Source organism: Arthrobacter sp. 179, assembly GCF_052379645.1.
In the GTDB taxonomy this organism is placed as follows: Bacteria; Actinomycetota; Actinomycetes; order Actinomycetales; family Micrococcaceae; genus Arthrobacter_H.
This window is the reverse complement of record NZ_JBQSYU010000036.1, coordinates 1-18,031: the sequence shown is the minus strand read 5'-3', so window position 1 is coordinate 18,031 and position 18,031 is coordinate 1. Positions and strand designations below refer to the sequence as shown.

Annotated in this window: 13 protein-coding genes; 2 read left to right on the top strand and 11 right to left on the bottom strand. The window is 58.5% G+C overall.

The window, feature by feature from the left end:
* Nucleotides 1-25: 25 nt before the first annotated feature.
* The 3 genes from ACT3UE_RS15105 to ACT3UE_RS15095 form a co-directional block, all read right to left on the bottom strand.
* Complete coding sequence (locus tag ACT3UE_RS15105; protein WP_444566988.1) at nt 26-280, bottom strand: hypothetical protein; 255 nt, start codon at nt 278-280, stop codon at nt 26-28.
* A gap of 162 nt (nt 281-442) precedes the next feature.
* Complete coding sequence (locus tag ACT3UE_RS15100) at nt 443-676, bottom strand: hypothetical protein (protein ID WP_444566987.1); 234 nt, start codon at nt 674-676, stop codon at nt 443-445.
* Nucleotides 677-843: 167 nt separating this feature from the next.
* On the bottom strand, nt 844-2,067 hold the full coding sequence (locus ACT3UE_RS15095; RefSeq protein ID WP_444566986.1) for a hypothetical protein: 1,224 nt from the start codon (nt 2,065-2,067) through the stop codon (nt 844-846).
* 37 nt (nt 2,068-2,104) lie between these two features.
* Between ACT3UE_RS15095 and ACT3UE_RS15090 the strand changes: the two genes are divergently transcribed.
* Nucleotides 2,105-2,428 (top strand): helix-turn-helix domain-containing protein, encoded by a 324-nt coding sequence (locus ACT3UE_RS15090; protein WP_444566985.1) that lies wholly within the window; start codon nt 2,105-2,107, stop codon nt 2,426-2,428.
* A 2,387-nt stretch (nt 2,429-4,815) separates the two neighbouring features.
* Here ACT3UE_RS15090 and ACT3UE_RS15085 read toward each other — a convergent pair.
* The 8 genes from ACT3UE_RS15085 to ACT3UE_RS15050 form a co-directional block, all read right to left on the bottom strand.
* Nucleotides 4,816-5,937, bottom strand: coding sequence for a hypothetical protein (locus ACT3UE_RS15085; RefSeq protein ID WP_444566984.1), 1,122 nt, complete (start codon nt 5,935-5,937; stop codon nt 4,816-4,818).
* Nucleotides 5,934-7,208, bottom strand: a complete 1,275-nt coding sequence (locus tag ACT3UE_RS15080) for a glycosyltransferase (RefSeq protein WP_444566983.1) — start codon at nt 7,206-7,208, stop codon at nt 5,934-5,936. The genes ACT3UE_RS15085 and ACT3UE_RS15080 overlap by 4 nt, the downstream gene beginning before the upstream one ends.
* A gap of 3 nt (nt 7,209-7,211) precedes the next feature.
* The gene (locus tag ACT3UE_RS15075; protein WP_444566982.1) at nt 7,212-8,108 is read right to left on the bottom strand and encodes an ATP-grasp domain-containing protein; all 897 of its coding nucleotides are present in this window, start codon (nt 8,106-8,108) and stop codon (nt 7,212-7,214) included.
* Nucleotides 8,105-9,019: a PIG-L deacetylase family protein gene (locus tag ACT3UE_RS15070; RefSeq protein WP_444566981.1), complete on the bottom strand. Its 915-nt coding sequence runs from the start codon at nt 9,017-9,019 to the stop codon at nt 8,105-8,107. Before ACT3UE_RS15070 ends, ACT3UE_RS15075 begins: the two co-directional genes overlap by 4 nt.
* Nucleotides 9,020-9,817: 798 nt before the next feature.
* The gene (locus tag ACT3UE_RS15065) at nt 9,818-11,416 is read right to left on the bottom strand and encodes an endo-1,4-beta-xylanase (protein ID WP_444566980.1); all 1,599 of its coding nucleotides are present in this window, start codon (nt 11,414-11,416) and stop codon (nt 9,818-9,820) included.
* A gap of 95 nt (nt 11,417-11,511) precedes the next feature.
* Nucleotides 11,512-13,230, bottom strand: a complete 1,719-nt coding sequence (locus tag ACT3UE_RS15060; RefSeq protein ID WP_444566979.1) for a polysaccharide deacetylase family protein — start codon at nt 13,228-13,230, stop codon at nt 11,512-11,514.
* A 330-nt stretch (nt 13,231-13,560) separates the two neighbouring features.
* The gene (locus ACT3UE_RS15055; RefSeq protein WP_444566978.1) at nt 13,561-14,898 is read right to left on the bottom strand and encodes a glycosyltransferase family 2 protein; all 1,338 of its coding nucleotides are present in this window, start codon (nt 14,896-14,898) and stop codon (nt 13,561-13,563) included.
* A 2-nt stretch (nt 14,899-14,900) separates the two neighbouring features.
* Nucleotides 14,901-15,392 carry a hypothetical protein gene (locus tag ACT3UE_RS15050; protein WP_444566977.1) on the bottom strand — a complete coding sequence of 164 codons (492 nt, stop codon included), beginning with the start codon at nt 15,390-15,392 and terminating at the stop codon, nt 14,901-14,903.
* Between the two features lie 817 nt (nt 15,393-16,209).
* Between ACT3UE_RS15050 and ACT3UE_RS15045 the strand changes: the two genes are divergently transcribed.
* Nucleotides 16,210-18,031, top strand: a 1,822-nt coding sequence (locus ACT3UE_RS15045) for an ATP-binding protein (RefSeq protein ID WP_444566976.1), incomplete at its 3' end; no start/stop codon positions are given.

Genomic DNA, 18,031 nt, shown 5'->3' with positions numbered 1-18,031 from the left:
TACTCACTCGGAGCTTGACACCATGTCATCCGCCGCCCAGCCGACTTAACATGATTACCGTTGCAGAGAATTCCAAGGCAAGCACCGTAGGTCCGATCGCCTTGGCGTTGCGGTTGACTTTTTCCAGGCCTCGGGCGCCCTGTAGGGCACTCTGCCATTGGGGACGCAATCCAGAGTGACGGCCCAAATGAATTTTGTGTATTTTCATCACGTTCAACGCAAAATCCGGCAGTGATCGCACGCCGGAGTGATGAGGACCGACCCACTCGGCACGGACCATCTCCTTGGCAACAAACGTTTTATTGTATGAGTCCCTAGCTGATGATGCCGTGGAGCAACAGTTGAAGGCCCATACCGCGTGTCACCTTGGCTCTGGCCAGATTCTCTTGGCTTGGATGGGCTTTGGTGCGTGTCTGAGAAGTGACAGTTACTAGACGAGCGATCAGGCGCTGGTCGGCTCATGGGGGTTATTTGGAACTTTCACTGGTACCGAATGACCGTAGAGCTCTTCGAGATCTTCCCATAGGTGATCTTCAATGATGCTCTGCATGGATTGCCCTGATACTTCTGAAGCGAAGTGGAGCAATCTGCGTTGTTCGACGTTGTATCGGAATGGGTATGTTTCTGTCTTTTTGTTGGAGGTTGCTCGAAAGCGAGCAGCTTTGTTGCTGTCCATTGTGTGGCTCCAGGTTGGATCCGTTGGGGACGCGTCAGGTCGCGATGTGTTTTGGAGCCGCGTTAGACATTTCCCGACGAGCAAGAATTTCCTGGGCGACACACTGATTCTGGGCAATATCGAGAACGGATGCTTTGTGGATTTTCGGGTCCTTGCATACTTGATGGTCACTTCAGCCTGTTGGCGCTGACTGCGCCGGTCTCGTCGTCGCGAAAAAGGCCAAGGTCGCCGTCCATGACAATGATCGGGGGATATGCGTCTTCGGGCATTGGATGTGTTTCGGCTTTGTTCCCGGGGATAGCGGTGACCAGCAGCCGTTCGCCATCAGCTTGTCCTGATGCGCTGCCTATGGCCGTTCCGTCGTCGGCCACTGCAGTGAAGTCCACGGTTTTTTGTCCTTGCCCACCGCCGTAGCACTCTGTGGCCCCATTCGAATCGAACCAGAGATTCTCGAGGACCCTGTACTTCCCATTTGGGCTGGCCACGAGTGGCTGGTTGCCTCCGGTGGTCCCGCATTTGGCTGTCCCGAGTAGCTTGCCACTCTTACTGTTGATGATGCCAGACGTTTTTTCGGTAGCCGTTTTGTCCGATGAAACCCATGTCCCCACCACGAAGTGGTTATCGGCCGCTGCGATGGATGCCCGGGGTCGAGGTCCGGCTTTGGGGTTGGTTTCAACAGAATTCCAGTCTGTACCTGCGAATCCGCTTTGAAGCTTCGACTCTTCGGCGGGTTTGGAGCTGTCGAGGATGGACTGTGGTTTTGCGGCTACGGCCGCAAGCTTGAAAATTGGGGTGCCTCCGGAACTTCCGAGTAGTGATCGGTTGACTTTCCCGCCTAACAAATCGATTTTGCTATCGGGCATGAGTTTGACCTTTGCTGCTGCCGTCACCATGGGTCTGCCAGCTTTGTCGCCGGCTGTGGGGAAAGCGACACCGAATTCGGATAAGTCGTCGTACCCTTCGATGTCTTGTTGGTCCACCTTCTCACCGGTCTGGATGTGGACGACCGTCACCCGGATGATGGATCTGGATTCTTCGAGCCCGGCGCCCGCTGTCTCCCCTTCCTCGATGACGGCGATGGTCTTGTCGTCGATGAGTCGCAGTTCCGGAAGTTGGTTGCTGTGCTCATCGGTCGGGGTCCCTTCTATATTCACCTCCCATGCCGGTTCTCCTTTGGCGTCGATGCCGTGCAATGCCTCTTCGTTGAGGTAGACGAAGTTTGAGCTAGTTGCCAGATAGGGGTCGTCGGCACTTGCCGCGTTGGTGCCCCATCTGGCCGGTTCAAAGGCCTCTTGTGGGTAGTCGATTTCGGGGATTGGTGGAGTGTTAGTTTCTTCGCTGTTCACTGGGGCCGGCGTGCTGGAGCAACTGGCAATTGTGGTGGTGGCCAAGATGCAAATAGCAATTCCGGTATGAGCTCGGTTCATCGTGGAGTCCCTCTCTCTGGCTGCTCCAAATAGGGTACCGCAGGGGACTGTCTCCTATGGTTCACCATCAGACGATTGTTTGGTGCCTGCTATACCAAAACCCGATTTCCATGCCCTTGGCATAGAAATCGCACGCCAACGCCTCACGCGTGGATGGTCATTGGACAAACTTGGCGACGCTAGCCAGCTCTCCCGAAAGACGATCATCAACATAGAACAGGGCCACAAAACCCCCACGATCGCATCCGTCCACGCGCTGGCGCATGCCCTAGGAATCCCGCTCGAGAACCTCATCGCGAAAGTGTGCATCCGCCATACCGAGTGAGGAGGCAACGACGGTTCGGGTTCTCCGGCGAGGAACAGTTGAACAACTTTGACGCCAGATGCGAATCGATTCCTCGCTGGTCTAGTTCGCCCACCTATGTATCGTGATTACCGTTCCCGGTGCGAACGCAGCAGAATGATCTCTCGTTTTGCGCATACTTCAGAAGCAAAATGCTGTCCACGAAACTGGCGCCACGGCGTCGTCTGGGAGGATGCTTAAGTGGACTTGCGCGGTTGGTATAGAAACATCGGGAGCGGTGACCTGCATTTCGATCAGGATGGTCAAGAGTGGCTCGTTCGCTTTGGCGAAGTACTTCCCGAATCTGGGCAATCGCTTGCGGTCTCTGGACATGAGTACAGCACAGACAATCCGTGGCTACTTGTGCGGCTGCGAGTGGGGCGTGCAGAATCGCAACTTTGCCTACGTGTCTTCTATGAAGAGCAACCAGTCAGGTTCGTTCTGGACGGTCATGGTGAGGAACCATCACTAGCGCTCTTGGATGCAGTGATGCGAGCAGTGACTCTCGCATCTCAGCAAGTCGGCAATGGGCCCACGACCGCCCATTCCTGGTCAGCCGTCCTGGTCCAGAGCCCAAAATCCTTAGCGCCAGCCGCTGAACGCCTAACTGCGGAAGTCAGCATCGGAGGCCTTCAGCTTGAACCACTCGGGATAATCTTCAAAGACCCGTTTCCGAGTGCCCCCACTGGCAGCATCCTCGAAGGTACTTGGGGCGTACGTCAATCAGTGCCTATCCGGGTTTGCGGACAAACCGACGGATACGCTTGGGATGGAGATGCGTCAAAGAAGGCCGCCCGGACCCTACGAACATTGTGTGGGCTACTCTCGATATGCTGGGAGCACGAGTACGAGGTCGCCCAGCCCGCGGCACCCCTATCTTGGGGGCTGCGAAAGGGTAGAGAAAGACGGCCCTGGTATGGAGAACCCCTAGATGTTCCAGACGAGCCACAGGAATGGCACGCACACAGGGTTCCCGCCTGGATCTGCGATGCGTGGACAACACTTCATGAAAAACCCCACATATCGTATGCGGTTGACGCCTATTTGGAAGCGCGATATGCGAAGGAAAGGCATCCTTCACTGGCCGCCGTTGCCTATGTTGCCAGCATAGAAATCATTGCTTCCAAGCTATTCAAAACAGAACGGTGTCCAACGTGCAAGACTTCACTGGGCATCGCAAAAAAATTCAAGGCAGCACTTCGGGTCGTGCTCAGCGAAAGCGATGCGGGAGAGCTCGACCCACTCTACAATCACCGGTCACGCACCGTTCACGACGGAAGGCTGCATGGAGGGGAGAGCACCCCCGGGGCTCGGCCATTGTTTTTCGGGATATTCTCTGGAGATTCAACCGAGAACTTTCGGGAAAAGAAACTGCGGCTTCTTGATGATGCGGCTCGGAAGCTAATAATCCTAGGTCTCCGTGGCATGTTGCCCCCTCAAGAGCGACTCTCTCAGGAGACCGCCGACTAGAAGGGACTGATGCACGGAGGGCCAGCGGTTTGCGCGTCTGGCGGCAAGGGCGCAAGGTTTAAGATTCCTTCGAACTCCGTAGGGTCTCGTGATCGAGCCGGAGTTGAGAACGCCGCTGGCCAAACAACCAATCGAACAAGGTCCCGAATATGATACCCAAATCGACTCTTCGCGTCCGCTGACGGGGCTCGAGAACGGACTCCTGCGCCAGCGCGAAGAACGATTCCACGGCCCAAATGCCGCCGGCCAAAACAACTCGCCTCACGGGCACGGTCAATTCGAACCGAATCCGCCTTCCCGGAGCCTTGTATAGGTCACGCGGTCGTTGGCGGACATGTAATCATATCCATGGGCTTCGAAGAACTTTTTCGCAGCACTGGATTGTGCGTGTGCGGGTTCGCTGGGTCTGAGACAGGGGCGTTGTCCTGCCAGAGCCTCAGTTGCGGCCAGCAATTCGTGGCTTAGTTCTATGGCGAGCTTTCTTGCCTGGTCCAGATGCGCGGTTGCGGTTGCCACAGATATGGCCGGGTTCGCCCCGCTCTCCTCAATCATCTCGTATTTGTGGAGGGAACGGCGGATGCCAGTCGTTAGTAGGCCGATGAGTGGTGTGAGCCGGGTGGCTGCGGACTGCATGTGTCCAAGGACTGCTCTTGCGGCGGGAGCAGGTAGGGAGGACAAGTAGGGGTCGTATGTGCCCATGCGGTTTATGGCTTTGTCGGCAGCTTCAGCGTTCCGGACCAGGTGCCCCGTGTCTTGGCCATTGGTCGGTTCTGCGTAAGTTCTGCCAAGCGTTGGACCACTGGCATTATCGTTTAATGGCTCTGTTGGCTCTGTTGGCTCTGTTGGCTCTGTTGGCTTTGTTGGCGTCCTGAATTTCTTAGGGGTAGCTGTTTGGTATTTCAGACCTTCCACAGTTTCTCCAGGGCTGCCCAATGCTTTTCGGTCATCAGGCTCGCAGGAGTCACAGATACGGCGTCGACGTTTGATCGTGCCAGCGCAGTCAGGCTTGCTTCCAGTTCTTCTGAACTGATGACGCCGTCGTCGGCCCACAATCCGGTTGACATGACGAAACGGCCTTGCACACGGCCTTTCAGAGCATCAACGATTTTGGCGCCGTACTCGGGGGTGCTTCCGTTGATGGCGAAATAGTTCCAGACAACGATCCTGTCCGCTTCTTCGAGCACTACATCGTAAGAGTGTCCGGAATGAGCACGATCGCCGCCGGGTTTGGACCAGGAAGTTCGGACGTCCATGTCTAATCTCGCACCGTGCACGGACGCCGCAGCTTTGATGCGCGACAGAAGCTCAGCCAAGGCGTCGGAGCGCCAGATACCCAGTGAAGGGTCTTCTGTGTCGATTTCTCCGCTGGCGGTGCGCGGCCATCCTGCCTCACCGGTGTGGTTTCTATAGGAGTTCAGGTCTTCCTTGCCGAAGGTGTAGTCGTCGAACATGAGCTCGGTAATGGACACCCGGTCTGGGTTGTAGCGTGAGCAGACGTCTGATGTGAGTTCTACAATTCGGTCACCTACCGGACCAGTGGATAGGGCGCTGACACTTGGGAAGGAGTCTGCTTTTTTGCCCTGCGGGTTGACGCCAGCGAACGTTGGTGTGGCCTTTAGTCGTGCCGGGGCTAGCGTGTCGATCGTCAGGGTTAGTTGTTGGTCACCGCTTAGGCGTGGTTGGAGAGCGTCGATTGTTTCGGCGACGTAGTCCCTGCCTGTCTTGGACACTTTGGACGCAGTTGCGGTCGGATGGCTGGCCCAGGGGAAAGCCGTCCAGTCGGCCCGGCCGACGCTAATTGACATCGCATTCGCGTTCACCCGGTGGAGCTGGTCTCCGTAGTAGCTCCATCGCGGCTTCTCGGCGACGACATCCTCGAAACCGAAACTGACTGAGCGTTCTCTGGGCACATGGGCTCTGGACATGCAGCTAGCCGTTAATCCGATCGTTGTTGCGGCACCAGCGAGGGTCAAGACGCGTCGCCGTGTAAATTGTCTGAGGGTTTGGCTGTCTTCATTCATGCACTCGTTCGGGCAGCATGCCCCGGATGGTTGACGCTGACCACCCCCGTACGTTCAAGCTTGTTCCACACGCTCGGGCGACGCGCGGCTTGCATATACAAGGCTGACGCCATGGTGAGGGCCACGAATACCGAATATATTGGCCATATTGGCAGCGTCCAGAGGTGACGTAGGTCGGACCAAGCACTGTTCAGCCCTATCGAGATCACCGCCAGAACCACCGTGGTGATCAAACCGAGCCACCCTATGGTTTGCCAGACAGAGGTGGGGAGCGGGTTGCTACCAGTCAGGAGCGCTGCGGGCAGCAGCAGGAGAACGAGCAGTTGGATCATGGGGATAATGACCATGGTGATCGTGTTGAAGGCAAGGAAGGCACCGAATACCCGGTATCGAAGGTTGCCGACCATGCCCCGGTGCATCGCCGTTGTCTGAAGTAGCCCACGGGCCCAACGGACACGCTGTTTCCACAGACCCCGAATAGTGGATGGGGACTCGGCGTAGACCAGGGCGCGTGGGGCGAAATTGACCCGGTAGCCGGCTTTGTGGACGCGCCAAGTCAGTTCGAGGTCTTCGCCGACGGTATCTGTGTTGAAGGGTCCAGTCTTTTCGAGAACGTCGCGTCTGAAGGCGCCGGAGTTTCCGGACACGATTGGCAGGCAACGCATGATCGTCAAGGAGCGGCGTACCAAACCGGTCCCGATGTGGCTGATGACAGTCAAGAGGCGGGTCTGGACGGAGTCCAGGTTGACGGGCCGATCGTCACCACAGACGGCACCAACTTTTTCGTGATTGAACCCTCGCAGCATGTTTTCGATGGTGTCCGTGAGGAAGAGGCTGTCTGCGTCCACAAAAACCAGGACGTCCCCGGAAGCAAGGGCTGCTCCTGCGTTCAAGGCCGCGCCTTTGCCTGCATTCTTCTGTTTGAGGGCCCTCACTTCTGAATGCTCAGAGGCGAAGGCGGCCATTACTGTCGCGGTGTCGTCAGTCGACCCGTCGTCAACGAGGATGATCTCCTTATGCGGGTACTGCGCTTCAATGATTGAGTGGACGCAATTGGCTACGACGACCGACTCGTTGAAGGCAGGGACGACGATGCTGACGAGTGGCTTTTCATCGAGTAGAGTCCAACGGTTATTGCGCCGGCGCTTTCCCTCCAGCAGTTCGAAACTGATGGCCAGGGGGACGTAGAGGAGCTTCAGGAGCCCGAATACGAGTATGACGCCGCCAAGTACCAAGAGTGTTATTTCGAGCCAGTCTTCGGGCAAGAACATGGGTCAGCCCACCTCTGGGAACGCCACTGTCAGGTGTTCAAGGAGAGCGGCATTCAGGATTTCTGGTGCGTGCTCACTGTTAGCCCCGAATCGTGCGTTGACTTCGAGCACTACGGGAGAGCCGTCGGTCCGGCGGCGAATGTCCAGGTCTGCTGGTCCATCCAGTCCGAGCGCCTCGGTGGCTTGGAAAGCAGTTTTCGCCACGTCAGGGGCGGCCATGTTTGGGACCCTCTTGACGTGGGTGGCGTTGCCGACCCGGCCCTCCTTCAGACCTGTCTTCTCGACAACGACAATAACTCTGCTGGCAGGGGCAGCTTTGGGGCGGTAGACCATCGGGGCGTACTCGATTCCGGGGGCGAACTCCTGGACTATTTGGCCATCATCGAGGGACGCCCAGTCGATGTCGCCGGGCTTCTCCACCACCAGCACGCCACGTCCTCCCCTGGCCACGCGGGGCTTGACGACGACCGGGCCACTAAAATGCGACAGGGCTTCCTTGGTCGTCGAGAAATCACTGGGTAGCGCGAAGTTCGGTACGGGTACGGACTGCGAAGCCAGTTTCGCCATGGTCAGGTACTTGTCGTGAGCGGTTGTCACGGCTGTCTCATTGCCGATCACGACCGACGCGTGGGTGAGTAAGGAAGAAGATGCCAAAGCCACGAGCGGTAGTTCGTCGCTGACTGTCGGGATAAGAACATCGATTTCGTACTCCTTCAACAACCGTCGGAGGGCTGGCAGCATGGCCGGATCAGCCGCTGCCGGCACGGTCACGGTCGTCTGGAAGATCGAATGCAAGCTGCGGGTCATGTCCGCACCGATGACCGTATGTTTGGTGGAAGCGAGTTGCCTACCGAGTGCACGCCCGGCGGGTCCTTCGCAACCGGTGATCAGGATTCTCATAGTGACGCTCCAGGGGTTGAGGCGAGTAGGCGGACCGGTTCGAAGCCCTCGGCGAATTCACGTTTGGCCTGGCTGCCGCGGAATGAAGCCACGCCCCGGACCCTGTCGGCGCTCATGTAGGGCTTTCCGTTCTGATTCCGGTGAAGTTGGACGGCCTGAACCTTGATATCGACATAGGCGTCGATGTCGACATAGATGCTGGGATTGAAGCCTCGGGTCGTTGACGGGCTTTCGAAACACAGGATCGAGGGGTGTCTGCGGGCAGCACGAAGCGTCGCCAGATGGACTGCATGATGATCCTGATGGTGATCGTGTGAAGAATGCGTGAACACGATTACCGGGCCGAGGGACTTGATCTTCTCCTCGATGGCCTCCACCATCTCCATGTTGTGCTGGCTGAGGTACGTATCAGGCAAGTCGAGGACGTCAAGAGATGAAAGACCCAAATAGTTGCTGCCGGCGAGTGCTTCAGAGGGGCGGCGCGCCTTGTCGCCGCCGACCTGGCCGTGGCTCATGATCAGCGCATGCACCTCATACCCTGAATCCACCAGCTTCGCCAGTGTTCCTCCGCAGGCGAGTTCCAGATCATCGGGGTGGGCGCCCACGGCTAGAACGGTCTGGGCTTGGTTCGGTGTTCTGTCCGGGCTGGCTGCTGACCGGTAGAGCCAGACGATGAGGCCTGCAAAGAGCACTAACGTGACCCCAATGACCACCTCTCCGATAGCCGCACCGATGGGAAAGAACAGGCACCAGAGATTTACTGCAAACACGCATGCGGCGAGTGAGGCGATGGTGATCCGATGGCGGTGATTTTGATGGAAATTACGAACGAGCCACCTGGACCCACTTCCGCTAAACGCTTGAATGGCTATGACTCCGGCGAGAGAAGCGCCTATTACAAATAGCAGCATGTGTTTCTGTTCCTAATAACCAGGGGGCCTCCCCAGTTTCCTGGCTCCAAGTTCTAAACGAGGATGGAAAAGGGGGCGGAATGTGTATGTTCATTCCGTTCTCAAATCGACGCTAGTGGGGTCCATACGGTGCTGCGGCGGAATTTGCGGCATCCTGCGGATATCTGACGTGTTTTTGGAGAAGGCTGCGGGGCGGGCTGGAGACGTGGCGCACATGCTGCGGATTCGCTAGGGGACCGCGGTCACAATGTGCCGCGTTTGACGGCTCTGGACGAACTTCGTTTCAACAAGTGCTCGTCGAGTTGTAGTTCCAAGTGGTGCTCGTCGGCCGTCGAAGGGGACCTTGCGAAGTTCTACGGCGGCGCGATAACCCTCCGAAGCGCCCTAAGGGCCTGGACTCTTACATGCAATCAGCACAGGGTCCGTGCTGCTATCGGCAACAAGCGACCCATCAGCCACCGAGCTAGGGCCTCTGATCGGTAACGCTGGAGGGTGTTCTGGCCAGACTTCCACGAGGATGGCCAAAATTCACGCCCGTTCCATTGCTGTCGGTCGAGGAAGACCCATCCACGACTGGCCCATCGTCCGGGAGAGGAGAATCGAAGCAGCGATCGTGGTCCATTAGCAGAAGGGTTGGTTGATCGAGGCTAGTACGGGGGAACCCAGCCGAAGCATCTCTGTGTTCGCCGGCAGAAATCGGAGGCCCCAGACCCGAGAAAATGGTCTCTCGGTCGTCGGGGTGTCTCATGTCCCCGGAAGCTACTGTCCATCTTGGCCGGTCCGCCAGCAATGGAACGGTCAGTTGCCTAGCACACGCCTTATCGCTTCGTAAGCCGGTGTCGGCTGTCCGTGATCGAAGAGGTAGTCGTGGCCTTGCTGCAAGCTTCCGTCTTCATCGATCCACCAGTTGTAGCGGTCGTCTATGCCCCACGTCGTGTAGGAGACGCAGGCTCGTGAGCGCAGGCATGTTGCAAGCACGACGGCGTACTGCTCCGCCTGGGCATCCGTCCCTTGGTCGTCCGTGACGTCGTTCTCCGAGATGCGGACGTGGAGTCCAGCCGCCTCGAAGATATTTAGCGTGGTGGTGAGGTCATCCGCGGAGATGGCGTCGGTCTCGAGGTCGTAGACGTGGGCCTGGAGGCCAACACCGTCGATGTGCCCACCCAGAGTATTTGTGTCTACGGCTAGCTTGAGGAGGGCATCTTGACGGGTTCCCGGCACGTCAGCCCCGTTTTCGTTGATGAACTGTTTGACGTCCGGATCGGCGTCATAAACGGCCTGCGAGACGACAGCTGGGTAGTCCGGCCCGAAGACCCGGTACCAGATGTTCTGCTGGAAGCTGGTCCCTTGGTCCACGTCGAACGGCTCGTTGACGACGTCGAGGGAGTCGAGCTTTCCTTTGAAGTGTGTCACCACGGTCGTAATGTAGTCGAGCAGGGCCTCTGCACTGTCGCGGCGCTCCCGGTCGGAGCCCGTGGGGAGTTCCTGCATCCACCGGGGCATGGCCTCGGTAAAAGCGATGGTGTGTCCGTGCACCGTCATGCCCTTGCTCTCGGCGATCGCTATTATCGCGTCGGCTTCTTCGAAGGTGTACAAACCCTTCTGCGGGGAGAGAGCTTGAGGCTTCATGGCGTTCTCGGGTGTGACAGCGCCGAAGTTATCGACTAGCTCTCGCGCGTAGTCCGCGTCCGAGGCAAGCGGACCCAAAGCCACGGCCGCACCAAGCCTAAAGTCCGGGCGGATAAGGCCAACTAGGGCCTGCAGCCCGTCCGACGACTGCTCGGCCTGCGCGATTGCTGGGCCAGCGGTACGCAGGGCGGCGCCTTCCGTCGCGGAGGCGGTGAGGGAGCTGACCTGGAATGAGCCACTGGCGCTGGATAGCCCCAGCCAGAGGTCCCCCGATTTGAACACACCACCGAGGGGCAATGACGACACGGTGTCTCCTCCGCTGGCAATCTCGAGCGTATCCCCAGAGCGGTGCACGGAGAGCACGGCCTCCGGATTCGAGATCGTTGCGTACTCGTTGTGCGTCGGCTGAGGTCGGGGAACGTCGTGCTGGGGCGAGCCGTCGAAGACCGCAATCTCAAGCTCGTCACCGCGGAGGGTAAGCCGTAGACCCGCTGGCTCAATCCGAAACTCGTCGGCGATCACCGGGGGGCTGTCATAGACGGCCCATGATGCGTCGGCGGACACGTCGGTGAAAGATGCCTTGAGAGTGAAGTTCCCTTCGGCCACCAGGTGTGTGCCGGCTAAGTTGATCGACGGGTTCGGCTGGCCTGGGCGGCCATTCTGTTCGACGATGCTCCGCTCGCTGTCGGTCCCGACATGCAAGCCGCCGCCTTCTCCCGTTACTCCTGGCATGTGCCGCCAATCCTGCTGGAGCAGGTCAACGGACACGTCGGGCTCCGGTGCGGGGGCGTTCGAGGAGCAACCGGCGAGGATGAGCAGAAGGCCGGACACCAGCAGGATCGGTACGCACTGGTGCCCGCCCCTTAGCGCTGCCACCAGCGGACGTCGTCCATGTAGGCGAGCACTCCGGAGTTGCCGGGGACATAGACCTGCAGGCTGGCTTTTGCGACGTTGTCCGTGCTCGGCGAGTAGGCCAAGTCGATCTTGGAGACGCCGGTTGTGGTGCTGGCGAGCTTCCACTGCCCGGAGATCCAGTTGCCATTGGTGTCGTATTCGTCGATGTACCAGCCAACTTCACCAGCGGTGAGGTTCTTGATGTCGAGGTGCGCCGAGATGTTGTAGTCGCCTGATGCCACCTTGACCTGCGGTGAAAATAGGTGGCCGGTGTCACTTGTTCCTTGCAGCTTCACGGAGTTCATGGGGTTGGCGCTGGCTCCCTTGCCGGTGTCGTCGGCCATGATGGACGTTGCAGAGTCGGTCCTCCAGCCGTCACCGAGTCCGGCATCGAAGGTGCCGTTGGCGACTAGATTGGCAGGCGGCGGTGGCGGTGTCGCCTCTTTTCCAAGGGCGAGCATCTCCACGTTGCCCAGGTAGGCAGTAATGCCGCTCCCCTGAACGACCACCTGAAGGCTTGCGTTGGCAACGTTCTTCGAGCTCGGAGTGTAGGTGAAGTTGAGTGCCTCCACCCATTTGGAGTTCTCCCGGCTGCGGTATTGCCCGGAGACCCAGTTTCCAGCCGCATCGTACTCGTCGACATAAAACGCCACCTCCCCAGAGGTTAGCGAAGAGACGTTGAGGAACGTCTTGAACAGATAATCCGTCCCGGGGCTCACGGGGACCCGTGGCGAAAACAAGTGCGAGGGAGCTTCCCCAGAGGTGAGCTTCACCGAGTGTGTCGGGTCGGGGAAACTGCCATTACCTTCGGCATCGGCTGTGATGGTTGATGGAGAGTCAGTCCTCCAGCCCTCGTCGATTCCCGAGCTGAAGCTGGCGTTGGGCAATTTGTTGGGCGTTCCCGTTGCGAGGCCATCGGAAACGTTGACGTTCTTGATCTGGGCTCCCTTCACCTTCTTCTTTACGTAAGCGGAAAGCTTGTCCAGCTCCTTGGAACCGAACTGGTAGTCATCCGGGTCCTTGCTGGGCTTCTTGACGATGTCATGGAAGGTGAACACCACCCACGTCTTGGATTCGATTGCCTGGTCGACTTTTGCCTTGAGGGTATCCACCGTGTCAACGCCTTCCTGGACCGGGACATTGGTGATCAAGTAGTCGCTGAACGGCCAATGGTTTACTCCGGTATCCTTGAACCCACGCATCGACGTGTAGTGCTTGGCCGTCTTGGCCATTACCGTCTGATCGTAGTCGCCGTACGGCGGTGCGAAGGCGGTCGCGGTGATGCCTTGCGCGGCCAGCGCGGCCTTGCTGTTTGCCATCTGGTCGTCGACCTGAGCCGCAGTCAGTCTTTCGGCCTGGCAGTCGTCACCGGTCGAAGCGAGGCATTGGTGGTCGACTCCGTGCGATCCGATCTCCCAGCCGTACTTGGTCTGCAGCTGCTTTGTCTGGGCCCAGGTCATGTACGGCGCGTCGCTGTTGGCACGGCAGGAGTTCGGGACAGCCGTCATGCCAACACAGTCGGTGATCACGTAGTTCGTGCCCGTAAGACCGTGCTTCTGGAGAGTCGGGGCGGCCTCGGTGATGGAACTAAGGAGGCCGTCATCAAAGGTGAAAGACACCAAAGCGGACGGCTCGGAGTTGCCTACTGCGGCATTCGCCACCCCGGGGGTCAGCAATGAGGCGGACATGGCTCCCACAGCAACTACGAGAGTCACGAGCTTGGCTTGCCCACGGGCCATGTTGGATCTGGTTCTGGTCATGATTTTCCTCTTCACTTCTGGCGGGCGATAGCGTCGGGCACTAGAGCAGGGCGGCTAGCACGGGCCCTGCAAATATTGGAACGCCTGGGCGATGGGCTGGGTTCGGCTGCCTCAGGCGGATGGGGCTCTGGGGGCAGGTTCCTAAACGGCAGGATTCTGGCTAGGGGGTCCCACCATCAGTGCACGGTAGGGACCGGCTGGTCTTCTTGGCGACCACGGTGAGCGGGATTTTTAGCACACGGGGAACTCTCCGGAGCTTTATGCGGCACGATCTGCCACCGATCTGCCGGACCGTTGCGGCGACTTCCAGGTGCTGCTCTCGGAGCCACGGAACAGGCCACGTGGCTGGGCGAAACATCGAAGCACCGCAGCGAGCTGTACCATCTCCATGATGTAGAACAGGAAGTATGAGGTCGGCGCGAAAAGGTAAAGCCAACGACGCTCACGCGGTGTCAAGTTCTCATCCATCCAGACCGTCAGTAGCGTGTAGGCGACGATCGTCACATATGCGCCGAGCATCAGCGCGTACGTCTGCATGACGACCGACCAGTAGATGGCGCAGGCCCAAATCAGGGGCGAGACGAGAAGCGTGAATTCGCTGAGCACCGCCATCGGCATCCGGTAGTAGGTCAACGTGCGCGTGAATCGACGGCGTGGATTGAGGATCATGCCACGATATTTGATGAGGTTCTGGAGGCTTCCGTACTTCCATCGGAAGCGTTGCTTTGCCAAGGCACGGAGCGTAAGCACTGCTTCTGTCTTTGCGACCACGTCGACGCCGTAGATCATTCGGAAGCGCCGATTACCCAGACTCGTGATCTTCGTGCTCAGGCCTATGTCCTCCGTTAAAGTGTCCGTGTCGTAGAAACCAACCATGCGCAACACACACATCCGATAAGTGGAGGCCACTCCGCCCACCACGAACTCGCAGTTCAGTAGCGAGTAGAGCTTCTTCGAGCGGTATCCGATCATGTGCTCGAACCGTTGCAGGATGCCCAGCGATGACTTCTCTTGCAGGATCTGCACGTTGGCGGCGACACCGGCTACATACGGGTCGTCGAAGTAGGACAGTGCGTTCGTGATGGCGTCCGGCTCGATTGTCGAGTCTGCGTCGAGGGTCATGACGAACTGTCCGCGTGCGTGCCGGCGAAGCGCCGTGTTGAGGGCCTCGCCCTTGCCGACGTTCTTGCCCATCCGCACGAGGCGGAGCTCGATCTCGGGGTGACGCACTTGGAAGTCGCGCACCAGTCGACCGGTGAGGTCGGAGGATGCATCGTCAGCTACGAGGACCTCGAAGGAGGGGTAGGTACTTTGTTGGATGGAAGTAAGCGTCTGGACGATCACTGCCTCTTCGTTGTGGGCGGCAACGACTATAGAGACCAACCCAGGCACCTCAGGGAGCGCGCGGGCGCTGGAGGTAGCTGTCGCCGCGCAGTCTGTTTCGTAGGGGACGGGAGATAGGAGGCTCTTCAGGCCCTTTCGCCGTTCCTGCCATACGTCGTAGAAGTTGGCCCCGACTAGGTAGAGGCCGAAGTGCGCAACGTAGAGGATGCTGACGCCGGCGAATAACCAGATGGCCACTAGCGCGATGTCCATGTTCAGTTCCTCGTGGAGTTGCCGGCCAGTGCGGGTGGCCGGGACTCGGTGCGCCGTTCGTCAGGCGTGGGATGCTGCACCTTCTTGGAAGTGGGAGCAATGGTCCGCGTCTGGCTTGGCGGGCGTATCTCGTCGAAGGTAGCGTTCCTGATTGGTTCTCTCGTCAAGACGTAGGAGTGTTCAGCCGAGGCGGGTATGGCCTCTGCTTCAGCCGTGTCGACCTCGATCAGACCGAGGCGGGCCAATCCGGAGTCAGACAGCTGATGGGGGGCTGTAACGGTGGTGCTCGGGGTTGGTGCCTCGGCGCCAGTGGTCCTGTTGGAGTTTCGCCGGTACTTCTGGATGCCGATGAAGCGGATGATCGTGGTTAGGATTACCAGACTCCAGAGCACCATGCTCAGCTGTGCCACGAAGCCCAGCACGTCTTCGAACATCGTTCCGTGTTGGCCGAGAGTTGCTTGTTCTGCCACGGTGAGGCTGGCGACGTGCATCATGAGTGCCCCTCGCCTGCGGCTCGGGCGAACCCTGACGCTATCCGGGCAAGCGATTGGTTCTGCCGAGATACCCGGCGCTGCTTCAAGACTCTTGTCTGGGTGGGAAGGTATGAATTAAGCAATGGTGGACCTCAGATATTGAATGAGCAAGGAAATGCGGGGTGGGTTGCGTTTGCATTTTCGGTTCTCAATTCGACGTTATGGGCTGAATTTGCCTGTAGGAGAGGCGAATGCGGCATTGTGCGGATACTTGGCGAGTTTTTAAGGAACGGTGCGGACCCGCTCGGTGACAGGGAACACAACCTGCGGATTAATTGGGGGAGCGCGGTCACAAGTTGCTGTGATTGAGCTGTTCCTGACGGGCGTTGTCCCAGAGAAGGGGCCGTCTAAAGAACTTTCTAGGACTCATTTGCGAAGAACTGTGTCCCATATCCCGCAGTTTCCGTATGTTGTGCCGAGTTGTCCGCATTTTCCGGGGGAAAGGTGAGGGTTGGGAACTCATGGCCTATATGGTGAGAAACGGCCTCGTCGCCCCGCTTTATGAGACGCATCGCCTTCTCATGAAGAATCGGGATAGACCCGCTTCCTGGGAGAGAGCGGTTTCGCTGAGAGTCCGCCCACGCTGACCCGCTGCTGCACTGTATAGAGCGAACAGCGGTTGCTGGTAGTGCATTATGCCTCCGGCGGCACAGAATGGGCGGCTGACCCCTGGAACGGTCTCAATGATTCCAAGGGTCTCCATCGGGGCCGGAATGGTCGGTTGCGACCACAGTAGAAACGCAACCGTCCCGGGGGCGTAGAAAAGGGGGCCCAACACATGGAATTCTTTAGTCGAAACACTGAACTGAAGGCTGTCCTGGGCGTTGTTCGAGCGTCTGCAGGCGAGGCGTTGGCACTTGTTGGTGAACACGGGAGCGGCAAGACGGCGATTCTGAATGCAGCTGCGTCCTCAGTTGACTCCCACGTGGCAATTGTTCGGGGAAATCCTATCGAGACTTGCTGGCCATTGGCGGGGGTAACGGCGTTTCTGGCTGCGATCGATGACGCTCAAGGGACCGATTTGTTGTCCGTATTTCATCGCGCGAAGCCTCGCGAGTCGTCCTTTGAACTTGCCCAGGAAATTGTTTTGCTCTTGCGCGATGCGAACCTTAATTCTCTTCTTGTGTTGATTGACGACGCGGATCTCCTCGACGAACCTAGCCAGCAGGTGCTGGGGTATGTCCTCCGTCGGATGGCTGCAACGGGTATGCGTACCGTCCTGACTGTTGCTTGCGTGACACCAGACTGTCCGTTTGCTGGTATCCCGCGTTTAGTACTTCGTCCCCTAGATGTTGCCACGCTCATTGAGCTGGGTAGATCGCTCGCCCCTCCGTCGACCAGCTACGTGGTTCTTGACTGTGTGGCGCGCGCAAGCGCAGGCAGCCCCATGGCGTTCAAGAGCATTTTGGGCGAGTTGCCTATGAGTGTCCTCGAAGGGGCGACACCGCTACCGGTGCCCATGCGCCCCGGCAAGAAGCTGGCTGCTCTCACTTCCGATTTCCTCGACGGACTCGGAGTTGAAACACGGCGCTCTTTGGATTTGTTGGTCTGCGGACCCTATATTCCGGAGTCTGTGTTCCGCCTGCTGGACGATGCGTCCTTGGAAGGGCTTGAGGAGCTTATTGCCAAGGATTTCGTGGAACGGCAGGGTGAATATCTCGTTGTCAAGGATTCCGCGGCCTATTCGACTGGGCTTTGGGCGCTGTCTTCGACAGCGCGACTGAAGCTACATGAGCAACTCGCGGATGTTTGCAAGGAAACGCGGCCAGGGCTCTACGCTTGGCACGCGAGTTTCCTGCAGGTGTCCGGGGAACATTCGGCTGAGCTGCTCGCCACGGCGGCGTTATCGGTCGAGCGAGGCGTTATCCGGGTGGGTATTGAATTTGCGGAGCGTGCTTTGGCATTGAGCGACGGCGCCGATGTCGCCCAGGACTTTGTTCCCCTGGTGAGGTCACTGATCCTGACTGCGGAGTATGACCTTGCCCGAAGATATTTGCGGTTTGCCCGTGGAACGGTCCATCCGGAGAAGCTTCCGTTGGAGTTCGTGGTGTTCATGGGCCTCCTCGACTTTGCACAGCATCAGATTGTTTCCGTGCCGTCGAGCATGGCCGCACTGGCGAAACGTCCAAAGACGGATGCTGGCGGTAGTGCGCGGGTGTTGTGCATCGTGACTCTCGGTCTGTTGGAAAGGTGGGAATTGCCGGAGGCGCGCGAGGTTCTGGGACAGGCTATTTCCTTGACCGGGGCGGGCGCTGAAAGCGTGGCTGGCGCGTCGGAAGTCCTGCGATTGCACGCACTTGCCTTCGAAGGACGGCCGCTTCCCGCGCCTCGTGACTTGGAGCCACTTCTGCACGTCATCGAAGTGGCCTTCGGGCGGGAAATTTCACGGATTCTTGTGGCGAGGGCTTTGACGCTGGGGGAACGTTATGCGGATGCGCGTGGCGTACTCAATCGGGTCTTCGACGAGGTAACCGGCGTGCCGAGGTTCTGGATCGACGGGGCCAGACAGGCGCAATGGTTCAACGAGTGTCGAGCAGGCAACTATCAACGCGCACGTGGTGTATTTGAAGTGATCGAAGCAAGTGGAGGGATGCGCCGAT